Raw genomic sequence first — 17,200 nt, forward strand, 5'->3', positions numbered from 1 at the left:
CGCTCGAACGGGGCCGCAGCGGGACGGTGGTGGAGTCGCGGCGGGTACGGCGATGGCCCGTCGTCTGCGGCAGGGCACAGGCGGCGGGCCATGGTCGGTCGCGGTCCGGGTCTTCGGTTGTGGAAGTGCTCGGTGGCCGGGGTGTCCGGCGCTGAGGCGTTTCGTTGCCGCGGTGTTCCGCGGGCGGTTGCCGCGGTGTTCCGCGGTCAGACCGCTGCCTTCTTCAAGCGGCGCCGTTCACGTTCCGACAGACCGCCCCAGATTCCGAAGCGTTCGTCGTTGGAAAGGGCATATTCAAGGCATTCGGACCGGACTTCACAGGCGAGACAGACCTTCTTGGCCTCGCGGGTGGATCCGCCCTTCTCGGGGAAGAAGGACTCGGGATCGGTCTGCGCGCACAGTGCGCGCTCCTGCCAGCCGAGTTCCTCGTCCGCGTCCTCGACCAGCAGTTGCTGGAACAGCTCGGTCATGTGCGCCCCTCGTCTGTCTCTTGCGTCCCCGTGATGCAGCCGTTACTGATCGCGGCCGAACGACACGAGTGAAATTACAAGTGTGTAGCTCCAGGTCAGTCAAGCAAGGATCTGCTATTGGCCCAGGTATTCACTCTGCGGAACCAAGCCTATGCGGAAAGCATGCAAATCACCAAAAACCTGACATATGACACGGGCCTCGCCACGCCCACGCTTCTCACTGGGTGAGACGAGCGGAGTCGCCCCGGTGTTTCGATTCGATCACCGAAGCGATCAAGATCACAGTCTGGTCACGGAGCGTCAACGACGTTTGGGGGCACGACTGGTGCGCCACATCTCCGTCGCGGTGGACACATAAACCACCCCCCGCCCCCAGTAACCGGATGGGGCGAAACATAACCCCCAAAACGGGCATTGAGTTGACAGTGGCGCATCCAGCCGGTCTCCTTTAACGCATGCCAGCGACTGCCGCGATGTACGCCACCCACGTCCGTGGGTTCCGCACCGCTGTCCAGGCCCGCTGTTGCTGTTCCAGCTGTCACAGCTGTTGATGCCCCCAGGGCGCCGGCTCTGATCCAGCTCCTCTCGCAGAGGCTCTCCGCAGTACTTCCGCATCCGCGGGACTTCTTCATCCGGCGTTCCCCGCGGCCGGGGTTCTCCGGCCTCCGCGACACCCCAGCACACGCACCCCCATGCCGAGGAAGCACCTCACCCATGAACAGCGACAGCGACCTCCAGATCGCCGGCGACATCCTTGAGGTCCAGCACCTCCTCCAGCCGGCCCGCGAGCACCCCGCCACCGTCTCCGAGTACGTCGGACTCGCCCGCTCCATCGCCGCCGACCGCGCCCAGTGGGCGCCGCTCGTCCAGTACGACACCACCACCCGCTGGTACCACCGGCTACGCACCGGACCGGGCTACGAGGTCTGGCTGCTCAGCTGGGTGCCCGGACAGGGCAGCGGGCTCCACGACCACGGCCTGTCCTGCGGCGTACTGACCGTCCTGGACGGCCGGCTGACCGAGCGCACCGAGCGCGCCACGCGCGCGCTGGACCCGGGCGCACAGCGGGTCTTCGCGCCCGGCTATGCGCACGAGGTGGTCAACGACTCCCTCGAACCGGCCGTCAGTCTGCACATCTACTACCCGGGTCTGACCGAGATGCCCATGCACGCGGCGCAATGCGCCCCGGCAGCCGTGGATGTCGTACCCGCCTGACAGCCCGCCACCGCCCCGGCAATGGCCAGGCTCCGCCTGACAGCCCACCCGTCGCCCACCACCACCCCAGCAATGGCCAGGCTCCGCCTGACAGACTGTCTGCATGCGCATTGTGGTTCTGGCCGGCGGCATCGGTGGTGCTCGTTTTCTGCGTGGCCTCAAGCAGGCCGCGCCCGACGCGGACATCACGGTGATCGGCAACACCGGTGACGACATCCATCTGTTCGGGCTGAAGGTCTGCCCCGACCTCGACACCGTGATGTACACCCTCGGCGGTGGCATCAACGAGGAGCAGGGCTGGGGTCGTACGGACGAGAGCTTCCACGTCAAGGAGGAGCTCGCCGCGTACGGCGTGGGGCCGGAGTGGTTCGGGCTCGGAGACCGTGACTTCGCGACGCACATCGTCCGCACGCAGATGCTGGGCGCCGGCTACCCGCTGAGCGCCGTCACCGAGGCGCTCTGCGCGCGCTGGAAGCCGGGGGTACGGCTGCTGCCGATGTCCGACGACCGGGTCGAGACCCATGTCGCGGTCGACATGGACGGCGAGCGCAGAGCGATCCATTTCCAGGAGTACTGGGTGAAGCTGCGCGCCTCGGTCGAGGCGCAGGCGATCGTGCCGGTCGGCGCCGAGCAGGCCAAGCCGGCCCCGGGAGTGCTGGAGGCCATCGCCCAGGCCGATGTGATCCTCTTTCCGCCGTCCAACCCCGTCGTGTCGGTGGGGACGATCCTCGCCGTGCCCGGGATCCGGGAGGCCATCGCCGAGGCCGGGGTGCCGGTCGTCGGCCTCTCCCCCATCGTCGGGGACGCGCCGGTGCGCGGCATGGCGGACAAGGTGCTCGCCGCGGTGGGCGTCGAATCGACGGCGTCGGCCGTGGCCAGGCACTACGGCTCCGGACTGCTCGACGGCTGGCTCGTCGACACGGTGGACGCCGGTGCGGTCGGCGAAGTGGAGGCGGCGGGCATCCGCTGCCGTTCCGTGCCGCTGATGATGACCGATGTCGACGCGACGGCGGAGATGGCCCGGCAGGCTCTGGTGCTGGCCGAGGAGGTACGGGCGTGAGCACCGGTGCGGCACCCTCGTACCGGGTCTGGGCGCTGCCCGGGATGCCCGAGGTGCGGGCCGGGGACGACCTGGCGAAGCTGATCGCCGCGACCGAGCCGGGTCTGGTCGACGGAGACGTCCTGCTGGTCACCTCGAAGATCGTCTCCAAGGCGGAGGGCCGGATCGTCGAGGCCACCGACCGTGAGGCGGCGATAGACGCCGAGACGGTACGGGTGGTGGCGCGGCGCGGCCCGCTGCGGATCGTGGAGAACCGGCAGGGGCTGGTCATGGCCGCAGCCGGGGTCGACGCCTCGAACACCCCCGCCGGGACGGTGCTGTTGCTGCCCGAGGACCCGGACGCCTCGGCGCGGGCGATCCGCGACGGGCTGCGGGACACCCTGGGTGTGGAGGTCGGGGTCGTCGTCACGGACACCTTCGGGCGCCCGTGGCGCAACGGGCTGACCGATGTGGCGATCGGGGCGGCCGGGGTCCGGGTGCTGGACGATCTGCGCGGCGGCACGGACACGTACGGCAATCCGCTGAGCGCCACCGTGGTCGCCACCGCCGACGAGCTGGCCTCGGCCGGTGACCTGATCAAGGGCAAGGCGGACGGACTGCCCGTCGCGGTCGTGCGGGGGCTCGGTCATGTGGTGGACCCGGGCGATGCCGACGGTGCCCGCGCGATGGTGCGGGTCGCGGCCGACGACATGTTCCGGCTCGGCACGTCGGAGGCCGTACGGGAGGCGGTGACCCTGCGGCGTACGGTGCGCGAGTTCACCGACGACCCGGTGGACCCGGGGGCGGTGCGGCGGGCCGTGGCTGCGGCGGTGACGGCGCCCGCGCCGCATCACACCACGCCGTGGCGGTTCGTCCTGCTGGAGTCCGAGGCGTCGCGGACCCGGCTGCTCGACGCCATGCGGGACGCGTGGATCGCGGATCTGCGCCGCGACGGCAAGAGCGAGGAGTCGGTCGCCAAGCGGGTGCGCCGGGGCGATGTGCTGCGCCGGGCGCCGTATCTGGTGGTGCCGTGTCTGGTGATGGACGGCTCCCACACCTACGGGGACGAGCGGCGGGACATGGCGGAGCGCGAGATGTTCGTGGTCGCCGCGGGAGCCGGCATCCAGAACTTCCTGGTGGCGCTGGCCGGTGAGCAGCTGGGCTCGGCGTGGGTTTCGTCCACGATGTTCTGCCGCTCCGTGGTGCGCGAGGTGCTGGAGCTGCCGGAGAGCTGGGATCCGCTGGGGACGGTGGCGGTGGGCCGCGCGGCGGCCGAGCCCGCGGCGCGGCCGGGGCGGGACGCGGAGAGGTTCATCGAGGTGCGCTGAGAGCCTGCCGGGAGGCCTCCGACCGGATGGCGGACGCGGTCCGGTGCGTGCGATTCCAGACGGAGGAGGGAGTCGACGGGGTCTCCCCCGGTCGAACGGAGCCGAGAGCTCGGGGAAGGAGCGCCGGCGGGCGACGACACCGCGGGAAGCGTGCGTGCCGGGTCGTGGCCGCCCGGTCGGAGGCCGCCCGACAGGCGCCGAGGCGGGGCCGCAGGTGCTACAGCCGGGCGATGTCACCGCGAGTCATGCGCGGGGCGCGGGTGCCACAACCGGGCAATGACGCCGCAGGCCACACGCGGGGCACAGGTGCTACAGCCGGGCGATGTCACCGCGAGTCATGCGCGGGGCGCGGGTGCTGCAGCCGGTCAACGCCACCACAAGCCACACGCGGGGCACAGGTGCCACAACCGGGCAATGACGCCGCAGGCCACACGCGGGACACGGGTGCCACAACCGGGCGATGACGCCGCAGGCCACACGCGGGGCACAGGTGCTACAGCCGGGCGATGTCACCGCGGGTCATGCGCGGGGCGCGGCGGGCCGGAGTCCGGCCCGAGAGCAGAATCAGGCGGGTCGCCCGGTGGCGCTGGCCCTCGTACGGGGCCAGGAGGGCCAGCATCTCCTCGTCGTCGGCGTCCCTGTTGCCCGCCAGGGCGTGGCCGACGATGCCGGGGAGGTGGAGGTCGCCGACGGTGACCGCGTCCGGGGCGCCGTTCGAGCGCTGGAGCGTCTCGGCCGAGGTCCAGGGGCCGATGCCGGGGATCAGTTCGAGGCGGGCCATGGCCTCCGGGAGTTCCATGGCCGCTGCCTCCTCCAGTCGGCGGGCCACGCGTACCGCGCGCAGGATCGTGCCCGAGCGCTTGGCGTCGACGCCCGCGCGGTGCCATTCCCAGGACGGGATCAGGGACCAGGTGCGGGCGTCCGGCATGACGTGCAGGCCCAGCGCGTTGAACGCGGCGTGGTCCGTGGGGCCGGGCGCCGGGGTGCCGTGCCCCCGGACCAGGAGGCGCCAGGCACGGTAGGCCTCGTCGGTGGTGACCTTCTGTTCCAGGACCGACGGGATCAGCGACTCCATGACCAGGCCGGTGCGCAGCAGCCGCAGGCCGGGGCGGCGGTGCCGGGTCAGGGCGAGCAGGCGGTGACGCGGGCGGAAGGCGTCCGGGTCGTCCGTCGCGCCGAGCAGCGTCGGGAGCCGGTCCAGCAGCCACGATGCGCCGGGACCCCAGGCAGCCGCCTCGATCCGGCCGCCCAGGGGGGTGAGGCGGAGGGTGCCGGGGCCCGCGGGTGTGCGGCTGGCCCGCCAGACCGTGCCGTCCCCGGTCATCCGGTACGTGGGGTCGGCGGGGCCGCGGCGCAGTGGGCCGACGACCAGGCGCAGGTCGAAGGGGCCGGGCGGGGTCCACTCACGGGTCAGCGCGTGGGCCGCCGGGGCCGCCGCCTGGTGCGGGACGGCCGCGCGGGGAGCGCTGCGGGGGGTGAATCGTCCTGCCACGGTGGGGTCCTCGGTCGTCGGGGTGCCTGTCGAGGGTAAACGCTGCGGCCGGTGCCCGGCTGCTCTCCGTCCCGTGCCCGGCTGCTCTCCGTACTGCGTCCGGCTACTCGTCGGAGGAGAAGCGCACCGCCGCGTCCGGCAGGACCGCCCCGCACCAGACGCGGATGCCGTCGCACAGTTCGTTGTCGGCGCCGACCCGGGCCCCGTCCCCGACGAACGCGCCGGTGAGCACCGTACGGCTGCCGATCCGGGCACCGGCTCCGACCAGCGAGTCCTTGATCACGGCTCCTGGTTCGACGACCGCGCCGGCCAGTATCGCGGAGCCGTCGATCCGGGCCCCCTCGCCGACCAGGGCGCCCTCTCCGACCACCGTACCGCCGCTGATCTTGGCGTCGGGGGCGACGGAGGCCGTCGGCAGTACGAGTCCGTCGCCGCACCGGCCGGGGACGGCCGGGGACGGGGCGAGGCCCAGGACCAGATCGGCGGAGCCGCGCACGAAGGCCTGCGGGGTGCCGAGGTCCAGCCAGTAGGTGGAGTCGACCATGCCCTGGAGGTGCGCTCCGGAGGCGAGCAGTCCGGGAAAGGTCTCGCGCTCGACGGAGACGGGGCGGCCGGCGGGGATGGTGTCGATGACCGAGCGGCGGAAGATGTACGCCCCCGCGTTGATCTGGTCGGTGACGATCTCCTCGGGCGTCTCGGGCTTCTCCAGGAACGCGGTGACCCTGCCGGTGCCGTCCGTCGGTACCAGGCCGAAGGCGCGCGGGTCCTCGACCCGGGTGAGGTGGAGGGAGACATCCGCTCCGGAGCTCGTGTGCGAGGCGACCAGCGCCCGGATGTCCAGGCCGGTGAGAATGTCGCCGTTGAAGATGAGCACCGGGTCGTCCGGGCCCGAGGCCAGGCGGGACGCGACGTTGCGTATCGCGCCGCCGGTGCCGAGCGGTTCGCGTTCGGTGACGTACTCGATGTGGAGGCCGAGCGAGGAGCCGTCGCCGAAGTACGGTTCGAAGACCTCCGCCAGGTACGACGTCGCGAGCACGATGTGCTCGACCCCGGCGGCCCTTGCGCGCGCCAGCTGGTGCACAAGAAACGGAACGCCAGCTGCCGGAACCATGGGCTTGGGCGTGTGCACCGTGAGCGGGCGCAGCCGGGTTCCCTTTCCGCCGACCAGGAGGATCGCTTCTGTTGCCTCTGTCACAGCACTGACTCTGCTTCCTGCTGGGGCCTGGCCTGGTTTCGGCTGGCCAGTGTATGCAGACCGGTCCGGTCGTCCCCGGTCAGCGGCCCGCGGCAGTCTCCTGTTCCGTCAGGGGCCTCTCGTCCGGATCACGCAGGGCTCGCGTGCCCCGGCACGCGAGCCCTGATCGGCCTGATCGGCCTGATCGGCCTGATCGGCCTGATCGGGACGAAAGACCCTAGCGGCCCTGGAGCTTGGCGGAGCTGGAGCGGGCCGAGCCGAGCTTCTTGTAGAGACGCGCTCCGGGGCATTCGGTTGCGAAGCCGTCCCGGTGACCGGAGATGACGTGAAGTTTGACCTTCTTGCCCTTCTTGTACTTGTTCCCGCCGCCCGAGACGAGCGTGGCCTTGCCGCGCGGGTCGGCGCCGAACAGTCCGAGCTTCCAGGCGGTGAGCTTCGCGACGGCGTTCACCGCGGCGGCGGGCGGGTTCGACTTGCTGAAGGTGCCGAGCACCGCGATGCCCATGCTGTTGCTGTTGAAGCCGAGCGTGTGCGCTCCCAGGACGGCCTTGGTCACGCCTCCGGCCCTTCCTTCGTAGATGTTTCCGCACTTGTCGACGGCGAAGTTGTAGCCGATGTCGCGCCAGCCGCTGCTCTTGACGTGGTAGCGGTAGATGCCGCGCAGGACCGAGGGCGCCTGGGAGCACTTGTAGTTGTTGCCGGTGGCGCTGTGGTGGATGAAGGCGGCCTTGACCTTGCTGGTGTAGACGAACTTGCTTTCCCTGAGCTTCTCGTCGGCGCCCCAGCCCTTGCGGGTGACGATGCGCGGGCGGGGGCCGATGTACGGCCGGGCGCCGGGTACGAGGCCGGCCTCGGCCTCGTACCGCGCCTCGGACTCCGCCTTGCCCAGGGCGGGGAGCACGCCCCGGAGGGATGCGGTGTGCCCGTCCCCGGCGGCCTGGGCGCCTGCCGCGGCCTGGCCGCCCGCCCCAGCGGCGTTTGTCGCGGGGAGCAGTTGCGGGTCCTTGCCGGGGTCCACGAGTTCGAGGCGCAGCCCGGCGGGCAGCGGTACGGCGGAGGCGGTCCGGCCCTGCAGGTCCGGGGCCTCGGGGCGTACGCGGACCGCGACGCCGTCCGAGTCACCGACCCAGAGCGGGGCGGTGGCCCCCCGGACGGTCCCGGATTCGCGCTCGGCGGTGCCGGGGTCGGCGCCGTGCTCGGCGTTGTGGGTCTCCAGGTCCTGCCAGGGGGACCACTTTCCGGTGCCGGTGGCGCGGGTGCGGACCTGGACGGTGCCGTGGAGTTCGGTGTCGGCGTCGTCCCAGACGACGCCGACCAGGGAGAAGGGACGGACGTCGCGTTCGGGCAGCCCCTGCTCGGGGGCGGCCGCGGCCCGGGTGGGGTCGCCGGCGGACCGTTCGGAGGGTGCCGGCAGGGTCCGCATCGGCAGGGACTGCGTCGAGCCCGGCACATCGACGGGCTCGGCCTGCTCGGCCGACTCGGCGGGGACGGTGCTGGTGTCGGGGGCGGCGCCCGCGGGCACGGCCGACGGCAGTACGAGAACGGCCGCACAGGTGACACCTATCGAAGATGCAAGGAAGGCACGCATGCGAATAATCCTGGGCATACTCTGGCAACTCCGGCCACCGGGATGTCCGGGTGCAATTGACGGCCCGTCTGCCCAACCGGTGCACCCGGCCCCCTTCTGCTCCCGCCGGACCGGCCGCCGCCGCGTACTCTTGCGCGGATGAACGCCACCGACCGCACCGCTGCCGACCTGCTGCGTTCCGCACTCGCCGCGGACCCGGCCCGCCCTTTGGTCACTTTCTACGACGACGCCACCGGAGAACGTGTCGAACTGTCGGTGGCCACCTTCGCCAATTGGGTGGCCAAGACCGCCAATCTCCTGCAGGGCGACCTCGCCGCCGAGCCGGGCGACCGGCTCGCGCTCCTGCTGCCCGCGCACTGGCAGTCCGCGGTCTGGCTGCTCGCCTGTTCCTCGGTCGGCGTGATCGCCGATGTGCAGGGCGACCCGGCCGCGGCCGACCTCGTCGTCACCGGCCCGGACACCCTGGAGGCCGCGCGCGCCTGCCGGGGCGAGCGGGTCGCCCTGGCACTGCGCCCGCTGGGCGGCAGGTTCCCGCAGGCGCCCGAGGGCTTCGCGGACTACGCGGTCGAGGTGCCGAGCCAGGGCGACCGGTTCGCACCCTTCGCCCCGGTGGACCCGGACGCCCCCGCGCTGGCGGTGGACGGCGTCGAGCTGACGTCGGCGCAACTGGTGGCGCGGGCCCGCGAGGATGCCGCCGCACTCGGTCTGGCCGCCGGATCGCGGCTGCTCACGGGACGTGCGTACGACAGCTGGGAGGGGCTGAGCACGGGGTTGTTCGCGCCGCTGGCCGCCGGGGGGTCCGTGGTCCTCTGCCGTCACCTGGGGCAGCTGGGCGAGGAGGGGCTGGCGAAGCGCGTGGCGAGCGAGCGGGTCACCAACAGTGCGGTATGACAAGCACGCCGAGGATCACTCTTCCGGCCCACACCGCGTCGAGTCCTCGGGGGCTGCGCCTCAACTCCGGTACATGATCGGCGATACGGACCACCAAGGACACAACCAAGCGTGAGGTTCAGCCGTCTACTCCTGCGACCGGCGGCCCGACGCGCCGCCGAACGTGAAGGATGGACGCAGACGTGAGCGAAAGCGCCGGCCCGCCGGACGACCCGGCGGCGGGCGGGGACAAGTCGCGGCACGGGGGCAGGTCCGGCGCCACCCCGGTGACCGGATCCGGCCATCGGCGCCACTGGATGCGCTGGGCCGCGCTCGGCACCTCGTTCGTCGTCCTGGTCGCGGCGGGCGCCGGCTGGTGGCTGTACCGGAAGCTCGACGGCAACATCAGGACCGACACGTCCGCCGCGGCCGAACTCAAGGCGTACGAGCGGGAGCGGCCGGCCTCCGTGGTGCACGACGCGGAGAACATCCTGCTCATCGGCTCGGACAGCCGGGCCGGCGACAACCGCAAGTACGGCCGTGACGACGGCGGCAGCCAGCGCTCGGACACCACGATCCTGCTCCACCTCGCCGCGGACCGGAAGAGCGCCACGGCGATGTCCCTGCCGCGCGATCTGATGGTGGAGATCCCGGTCTGCCACAAGGCGGACGGCACGACCACGAAGAAGCAATTCGCCCAGTTCAACTGGGCCTTCGAGTTCGGCGGCACGGCCTGCACGATCCGTACGGTCGAGAAGATGACCGGCATCCGGATCGACCACCACATGGTCGTCGACTTCAACGGCTTCAAGGACATGGTCGACGCCGTGGACGGGGTCGAGGTCTGCCTCAAGAAGCCGGTCGACGACGCCGACGCCCATCTGAAGCTCCCCGCCGGCCGCCAGACGCTCGACGGCGAGCAGGCGCTGGGGTACGTACGGGCCCGCAAGTCGATCGGCAACGGCAGTGACACCGAACGGATAAACCGCCAGCAGCAGTTCCTGGGCGCGCTGGTGAACAAGGTTCAGAGCGACGGCGTGCTGCTCAATCCGACCCGCCTCTACACGGTGCTGGACGCGGCCACCAAGGCACTGACCACCGACCCGGGGCTCGACACCCTCAAGGACCTGTACGAGCTGGTGCGCGGCATGCGCAACGTACCGACCGACAAGGTGCAGTTCCTGACCGTGCCTCGGCAGCCCTACACCGTCAACCCGAATCGGGACGAACTCGTACAGCCCGACGCGGAACGGCTCTTCAAGCGGCTGCGCGAGGACGATCCGGTCGCCGTGGTCCCGGCGGACGAACTCAAACGTGACGACGAGAAGAACAGCGGGAAAAACAATGCCGCGACCGATACCCCGGACGCTTCGGGCCCCAGCCCCACGCCCACTTATTCGGGCAACAACGCGGCGGCGGACCCGTGCGAGCAGTAAAGCAATTCCCAAACAGAAGCCGGTGATCGGCGTGTAATGAGCAGTATGACCAGTTGTAAGGAGCGTGGAATTTGTCACGCACGTCGCTCGATGCCGAACTGGGCCGATAGTGTGACGCGATCCGGCGCTGCCGGCCGCCAGGCCGCGCATTTCTGGAGCGAAAGATCGAGCGCCTGACCGGGGGAGGCGCCTCGCGTGGCACCGACGGAGGACTCAAGCAACCGTGGATGCGCAAAGCCGTGGGCGGGCGGACGGAATCGACCCCGCAGACCAGTGGGTCCTCAACCCGCACACCGGTGATTACGAACTGCGACTGAATCAATCCGGAGGGGATTCGGATGCCCCTTCCTCTACTTCAGGTGCGCGTGTTCCTCATAGCAGAGAGCCGGTCCGCGACAATGACGGCGGACGCAGAGGCGCGTCCCGCGACGGCAAGGGCGATCGCCGTAATGCGCCCCGCGAGGACCAGGGGTCCGGTCCGGGCCGCGAGGTGCCCGGTCAGCGCAGCCGGCGCGCGGCCAACGGTGCGCGCGGCCAGGAGAGTTCCGGCCCGGCGAGCCGCCGCAGCCGCAAGGCCCCCAAGACCCGCCGCAAGAAGGCGCTGCTGTGGACGGGCGGCACGATGGCGTTCGTGCTCGTCGGCCTGTCGGTGGGCGGGTACGCGCTGTACCAGCACTTCGACGGCAACCTCAACGCGATCGACGTGGGCGGGTCCGGCAACAAGAACGTCTTCGACACCGATGCCCCGATCAACATCCTGGTCATCGGTACCGACAAGCGCACCGGCAAGGGCAACGAGGGGTACGGCGACAAGGGCAGCGTGGGCCACGCCGACACCAACATCCTCTTCCATGTCTCCGAGGACCGCACCAACGCGACGGCGCTGAGCATCCCCCGCGACATGATCACCGACATCCCGGACTGCACCGTCAGGCAGGAGGACGGGACGGACAAGGTGGTCTCGGGCACCCAGGGCGTCCGCTTCAACGAGAGCCTCGGCCAGAAGGGCCGGGGACCGGGCTGCACCATGGAGACGGTCAAGGCGATCACCGGCCTGCAGGTCGATCACTTCATGATGGTCGACTTCAACGCGGTGAAGGAGCTGTCCACGGCGGTCGGTGGGGTCGAGGTCTGCCTGGAGAAGCCGGTCAAGGACCCGGACTCGCACCTGGACCTGCCGGAGGGCAAGCACCGGATCCAGGGCGAGGACGCCCTGGCGTTCGTACGGACCCGGCACAGCTTCGGCAACGAGAGCGACCTGGACCGGATCAAGGCCCAGCAGCAGTTCATGGCGTCGATGATGCGGCAGATGCAGTCGGACGAGACCCTGACCAGTCCGACCAAGCTGTACAGCCTGGCGGACGCCGCGACCAAGGCGCTCACCGTGGACTCCGGCATCGGTTCGGTGAAGAAACTGGCATCGCTGGCCCAGGAGCTCGGCAAGGTCAACACGAAGAACATCACCTTCACCACGGTGCCGGTGCTCGACAACCCGGCCGAGAAGGTCAAGGCCACCGTCGTCGTGGACCACGCCAGGGCCGACCCGCTGTTCGCCATGATGCGCGACGACACCTCGCTGACCGAGGTGAAGTCGAAGAAGAAGGACGCGAAGAGCAAGCAGGACGCGCTTCTCAAGGGCTCCAAGGCGGCCGCGGGCGACGTGCGCGTCGATGTGTACAACGGCGGCAAGGTGCCCGGCGCCGCGCAGACGACGGTCACCTGGCTCCAGAACGAGCAGGGCGTACTCAAGTCCACCAACAAGGCCAACGCCCCGGCGAAGGCCGCGAAGACGACGCTGGAGTACGCGCCGAACCAGGCGGACCAGGCCCGCGCGCTGGCCGCCATGATGGGCCTGCCCGGTTCGGCCATGAAGAAGGGCACCACGGACGCCGAAGGGCTCCAGGCGATGGTGCTGACGCTGGGGGACGACTTCAAGGGCGCCGGCATTCCCATCGTCGGGCCGACGAAGGCGCCGGCCGACATTCAGCAAGCAAACGCCGACAAGGCAGTGTGCGCCAAGTGACACCGGGTCACTGCGCGGAACCACGAGTCTGAGCAGCAGGGGGGTCCTGGTGGCACGGAGCAGCACGCCCGGAGAGGGGACGCGACCACGCGTCCGGCACGCCGGCCAACTCGGCTGGGACGACGGGCTTTACGAGGAGGGGCCGGAGAAGAAAACGGACTCCGGCTCCGGGGAGCGGCAGGCCGCTTCCGGGGAGAAAGGTCACCGGCGCGGTGGCCCGAAACAGCACGGCAAGAAGGGCAAACGCCGGGTGCTGCGCTGGGGCGCGTCGGTTCTCGCGCTGCTCATAATCGGCGGCGCCGGCGCCGGATACCTCTACTACGAGCACCTCAACAGCAATCTCAAGAAGGCCGATCTGACCCTCGGCGACAGGAAGATGGCCGACCACAAGGCCAACGCCGCCGGTCAGACCCCTATGAACATCCTGCTCATAGGCTCGGACGCGCGGGACTCCAAGGAGAACCAGAAGCTCGGCGGGGCCAAGGACACCTTCGGAGCGCCGCCCCTGGCCGACGTGCAGATGCTGCTCCACCTCTCCGCCGACCGCAGCAACATGTCGGTGATCAGCATGCCGCGCGACACCATGCTGAAGATCCCGAAGTGCACCGACCCGGAGACGAAGCGCGTCTACCCCGCGAGCACCGGCCTGGCAATGACCAACGAGACGCTCGGCCGCGGCGGTCCCGGTTGCTCCGTGGCCACCTGGTACGAGCTCACCGGCATCACCATCGACCACTTCATGATGATCGACTTCTCCGGTGTGATCTCGATGGCGGACGCGATCGGCGGCGTCCCGGTCTGCGTCAAGGGCAACGTCTACTCGCACACCAGTGAGGGCAAGGGCTCCGGGCTGAAGCTGGAGAAGGGCACCACGAAGATCAAGGGCAAGCAGGCCCTCCAGTGGCTGCGCACCCGCTACGGCTTCGAGGACGGCACCGACCTCGGCCGTGCCCACGCCCAGCACATGTACATGAACTCGATGGTCCGTGAGCTGCGCAAGGGCACCAAGCTCACCGACCCGGGCAAGCTGATGAATCTCGCCGAGGCGGCGACGGACGCGCTGACGGTCGACAAGGGCGACAACGGCCTCGGCTCGATCAACAGGCTCTACGACCTCGCGGAGGAGCTCAAGAAGGTACCCACCAAGCGCATCACCATGACGACGATGCCGAACGTCTACGGGACGGGCGTGCTCAAGGAGCGGGTGCTCCCCAAGCCCGGCGACGCCGACCAGCTCTTCCAGATGGTCCGCGACGACATCCCGCTCGACGGCAAGGCGTCCAAGCGCAAGACACCGGCCGCCGCCAAGAAGCCCACCGCGTCCCCGGCCGAGATCCCGGTGACCGTCCGCAACGGAACCCGCACCGACACCGAGTACCCGGCCAAGGGCCGCGCCTCGGCGGTCAAGGAACTGCTGGCCGGGAAGGGCTTCACCCAGGCCGCGGTCGACGCGCAGAACACCGAGGCGGCGAAGCGGACCGGGATCCTCTTCCCCACCGTGGACATGGAGGGCAACGCCCAGGCGGTCGCCAAGGCGCTCGGCATCCCGCTGTCGGCGGTGAAGAAGTCGACCGACGTCTCGGGCATCACGCTGACCGTGGGGGCCGACTGGCGCGAGGACGGCGACTACCACGCGCCCTCCGCCAAGGAGAAGACCCCGGAGAGCGCACGGGCGCTCAACGGCGACGACGAGACGGCCTGCATGGACATCCAGCCGGGCTTCGGCTGGTAGGTACCGGGACACGACGCACCGCGGGGGCCCTCCGGCACATCGGAGGGCCCCCGCGGCGTTCGTGGTGCTCAGAAACCCTGTCGGATGACCTCCGACCGGCTCTCAGACGGTCATGGCCGGGCGACGGCTGGCGATGACCTTCTTCGCGAGCGAGCGCGGGCTGGTCAGGAAGCCGTACCCCCACGACATGTGCATGGTCGCGAGGGCCACCGGGATCTGTGCCCGTGCCTTCAGCGACAGCCCCTTGCCCGCCGGTACGGAACCGGCGACGATCGCCGCCGCGTACCCGGCGGGGACGACGAAGGCCCACGGGGTGACGGCCGCGCCGGCCACGATGCCCGCCGCGATCGCGCAGACGGCGGTGGGCGGCGCCAGGTAGCGCAGGTTGATCGAGCCGGAGTGGTAGCGGGCGACGACGTGCCGCCAGCGGCCGTAGTCCTTGTACTGCTTGGCCAGCGCCCGCACGGAGGGGCGCGGCCGGTACTGCACCTTCAGCTCGGGCGAGAACCAGATCAGTCCGCCGGCCTCGCGGATGCGGTAGTTCAGCTCCCAGTCCTGGGCCCGGATGAACTCGACGTTGTAGCCGTCCGCCTTCTCCAGCGCCTCGCGGCGGAAGACACCGAGGTAGACGGTTTCCGCCGGGCCCGCCTGGCCACCGGTGTGGAAGGCCGCGTTGCCGACGCCGATCTTCGACGTCATGGCGGCGGCGACGGCGTCCTCCCAGGCGTTCTCGCCCTCGGCGTGCATGATGCCGCCCACGTTCTGCGCGCCGGTCTCCTCCAGGAGGCGGACGGCGGTCGCGATGTAGTTCGGCGAGAGCATGCCGTGGCCGTCGACCCGCACGACTATCGGGTGGCGGGATGCCTTGATCGCGGCGTTGAGGGCGGCCGGGGTGCGGCCGGTCGGGTTCGGGACGGTGTGGACCCGGGGGTCCTCGCGCACCAGCTCCGCGGCGATCTCGTCCGTGCGGTCCGTGGAGGGGCCCAGTGCGATGACCACCTCCATCTCACCTGCGTACTCCTGCTCCAGAATGTGCCGGACGGAGTTCCTGAGGTGACGTTCCTCATTGAGCACCGGCATGATCACGGAGACGGCGGGGTGCTGCGCGGCAGACATGGTGGTCCTCGGGTGGTCCTCGGGAGCGCCGGGGGTTCGCACCCCACCAGGCGGCATGATTCGGCCGCCACGTTACCGCGAATGGGGGACACCGGCGCGCCCCACCGGGTCGCACACCGAGCCGTTGATCGTATGGACCTACTGTGCGAACGGTTCCCCTCGCACCGCGGAGGTCCCCCAAGTGCCCACACCGCACCACTCCCCCCGTCCGCCGCAGTCCCGCTCGGTTCCGCCGCAGCGCCGATCCAGAAAACAGGACGAACGACCACGCTGGGGCATGCGGATGGTGACCGGCCTCTCCGTGCTGGTGCTGGGAGCCGGCGGGGTCGGCCATGCGGTGGTGACCAGTCTGGCGACCGGGATCGACCGGATCGATCCGTTCAAGGACATGAAGAACCGGCCCCCCGCGGGCAACGGCATGAATCTGCTGCTCGTGGGCACCGACGGCCGCGACCGGATCACCCCGGCGGAGAAGAAGAAGTACCGGCTGGGCGGTGCGCCCTGCCACTGCACCGACACGCTCATGCTGGTGCATCTGTCGGCGGACAAGGAGCGCGCGAGCATCGTCTCGCTCCCTCGCGACAGCTACGCCGAGGTCCCCGAGCACACCGACCGGAACACCGGTGAGCAGCACGCCGCGCACCCGCAGAAGCTGAACGCGGCCTATGCCGAGGGCGGGCCGAGTCTGACCGTGCGGACCGTCGAGCACATGACGGGCGTCAAGGTCGACCACTATCTGGAGGTCGACTTCACCAGCTTCATGAAGACGGTGGACACCCTGGGCGGGGTGAAGATCTGCACGGCCCGGCCGATGAAGGACTCGTACACCGGTCTCGACCTCGCCGCGGGCACCCATGAGCTGGACGGTGGCCAGGCCCTTCAGTACGTACGCTCCCGGCACATCGACGGAGCCTCCGACCTGGGCCGGATGCAGCGCCAGCAGAAGTTCCTCGCCTCGCTGATCAAGCAGGCGACCAGCAGCGGTGTGCTGCTCAACCCGGTGAAGTTCCGGGACGTCGCCTCGACGATGCTGGGCTCGGTCCGGGCGGACAAGGGCTTCGGTACGGAGCAGATGCTGGAGCTCGGCCAGGCGATGCGCGACTTCTCCCCCGCCTCGTCGGAGTTCGCCTCCGTACCCATGGAGAACGTCTCCTACCCGGTCAAGGGCATCGGCTCGACGGTCAAGTGGGACGAGGCGAAGTCGAAGAAGCTCTTCCAGACACTCCGCGAGGACAAGCCCCTCACCCCCGCGCGGCCCAAGCAGCCGAAGGCGGTGAAGGTCGATGTCGACCCCCAGCAGATCCGGGTCCAGGTCTACAACGGGACCTCGAAGGACGGGCTCGGCAGGACGGTCGACGACGCGCTGCGCGCCACCGGCTTCAACACCACGCGCGTCCCGCTCAACGGGGAGGCGCGCGTGAACGGGGAGCCACGCGCCGTCGAGCACACCCTGATCACCTACGACCCGCGCTGGGACCGGTCCGCCAAGTCGCTGGCAGCCGCGTTGCCCGGGGCCGAGCTGCGGGCGGTGCGGGGGCAGGGCGTCACGATGCGGGTGACGGCGGGCACGGACTTCGAGAAGGTGCGGCGGGTGCAGGCCAAGGAGACGGAAAGCGGCGAGTTCGGCACGGTCACGGGCGACCAGGTGGTCTGCCCGTGACCGCGGTGGCGCCGCCCCGAGGCTCGGAGCGGGCTC

Annotated in this window: 13 protein-coding genes; 8 read left to right on the plus strand and 5 right to left on the minus strand. The window is 70.3% G+C overall.

Annotated elements, in window-relative coordinates; genetic code table 11:
* Positions 1-206: 206 nt before the first annotated feature.
* A complete protein-coding gene (locus tag ACWCQ6_RS20135) occupies positions 207-470 on the minus strand; it encodes a WhiB family transcriptional regulator (protein WP_030927001.1) in 264 nt (87 codons plus the stop codon).
* A 714-nt stretch (positions 471-1,184) separates the two neighbouring features.
* On the opposite strand from ACWCQ6_RS20135, the gene ACWCQ6_RS20140 reads away from it, so the two are divergent.
* The 3 genes from ACWCQ6_RS20140 to ACWCQ6_RS20150 all read left to right on the plus strand — a co-directional run bounded on the left by ACWCQ6_RS20140 (position 1,185) and on the right by ACWCQ6_RS20150 (position 4,052).
* Entirely contained in the window at positions 1,185-1,685 is a 501-nt protein-coding gene (locus ACWCQ6_RS20140) for a cysteine dioxygenase (RefSeq protein ID WP_451090966.1), read from the plus strand.
* A 103-nt stretch (positions 1,686-1,788) separates the two neighbouring features.
* Entirely contained in the window at positions 1,789-2,745 is a 957-nt protein-coding gene (gene cofD / locus ACWCQ6_RS20145) for a 2-phospho-L-lactate transferase (RefSeq protein ID WP_451090968.1), read from the plus strand.
* Entirely contained in the window at positions 2,742-4,052 is a 1,311-nt protein-coding gene (locus ACWCQ6_RS20150; RefSeq protein ID WP_451090970.1) for a coenzyme F420-0:L-glutamate ligase, read from the plus strand. The genes cofD and ACWCQ6_RS20150 overlap by 4 nt, the downstream gene beginning before the upstream one ends.
* A gap of 493 nt (positions 4,053-4,545) precedes the next feature.
* On the opposite strand, the gene ACWCQ6_RS20155 is transcribed toward ACWCQ6_RS20150, so the two are convergent.
* From ACWCQ6_RS20155 to ACWCQ6_RS20165, 3 genes are all read right to left on the minus strand, one after another.
* Entirely contained in the window at positions 4,546-5,544 is a 999-nt protein-coding gene (locus ACWCQ6_RS20155; RefSeq protein ID WP_451090972.1) for a DNA-3-methyladenine glycosylase family protein, read from the minus strand.
* Positions 5,545-5,647: 103 nt separating this feature from the next.
* On the minus strand, positions 5,648-6,739 hold the full coding sequence (locus ACWCQ6_RS20160; RefSeq protein WP_451090974.1) for a sugar phosphate nucleotidyltransferase: 1,092 nt from the start codon (positions 6,737-6,739) through the stop codon (positions 5,648-5,650).
* Between the two features lie 217 nt (positions 6,740-6,956).
* Positions 6,957-8,327: a peptidoglycan recognition protein family protein gene (locus ACWCQ6_RS20165; RefSeq protein WP_451090976.1), complete on the minus strand. Its 1,371-nt coding sequence runs from the start codon at positions 8,325-8,327 to the stop codon at positions 6,957-6,959.
* Positions 8,328-8,465: 138 nt separating this feature from the next.
* Here ACWCQ6_RS20165 and ACWCQ6_RS20170 point away from each other — a divergent pair, with 138 nt between their 5' ends.
* The 4 genes from ACWCQ6_RS20170 (at position 8,466) to ACWCQ6_RS20185 (ending at position 14,388) form a co-directional block, all read left to right on the plus strand.
* Positions 8,466-9,218: a TIGR03089 family protein gene (locus ACWCQ6_RS20170; protein WP_451090978.1), complete on the plus strand. Its 753-nt coding sequence runs from the start codon at positions 8,466-8,468 to the stop codon at positions 9,216-9,218.
* Positions 9,219-9,400: 182 nt separating this feature from the next.
* Entirely contained in the window at positions 9,401-10,633 is a 1,233-nt protein-coding gene (locus ACWCQ6_RS20175) for an LCP family glycopolymer transferase (RefSeq protein ID WP_451090980.1), read from the plus strand.
* Positions 10,634-10,856: 223 nt separating this feature from the next.
* On the plus strand, positions 10,857-12,656 hold the full coding sequence (locus ACWCQ6_RS20180; protein WP_451090982.1) for an LCP family glycopolymer transferase: 1,800 nt from the start codon (positions 10,857-10,859) through the stop codon (positions 12,654-12,656).
* Positions 12,657-12,705: 49 nt separating this feature from the next.
* Positions 12,706-14,388: an LCP family protein gene (locus ACWCQ6_RS20185; protein WP_451090984.1), complete on the plus strand. Its 1,683-nt coding sequence runs from the start codon at positions 12,706-12,708 to the stop codon at positions 14,386-14,388.
* A 102-nt stretch (positions 14,389-14,490) separates the two neighbouring features.
* Here the strand turns inward: ACWCQ6_RS20185 and ACWCQ6_RS20190 are convergent, their stop codons facing one another.
* Entirely contained in the window at positions 14,491-15,504 is a 1,014-nt protein-coding gene (locus ACWCQ6_RS20190) for a glycosyltransferase family 2 protein (RefSeq protein WP_072488348.1), read from the minus strand.
* Positions 15,505-15,685: 181 nt separating this feature from the next.
* Here ACWCQ6_RS20190 and ACWCQ6_RS20195 point away from each other — a divergent pair, with 181 nt between their 5' ends.
* Complete coding sequence (locus ACWCQ6_RS20195) at positions 15,686-17,164, plus strand: LCP family protein (protein WP_451090987.1); 1,479 nt, start codon at positions 15,686-15,688, stop codon at positions 17,162-17,164.
* Positions 17,165-17,200 lie beyond the last annotated feature (36 nt).

This window comes from Streptomyces sp. NPDC001880, from assembly GCF_053594575.1.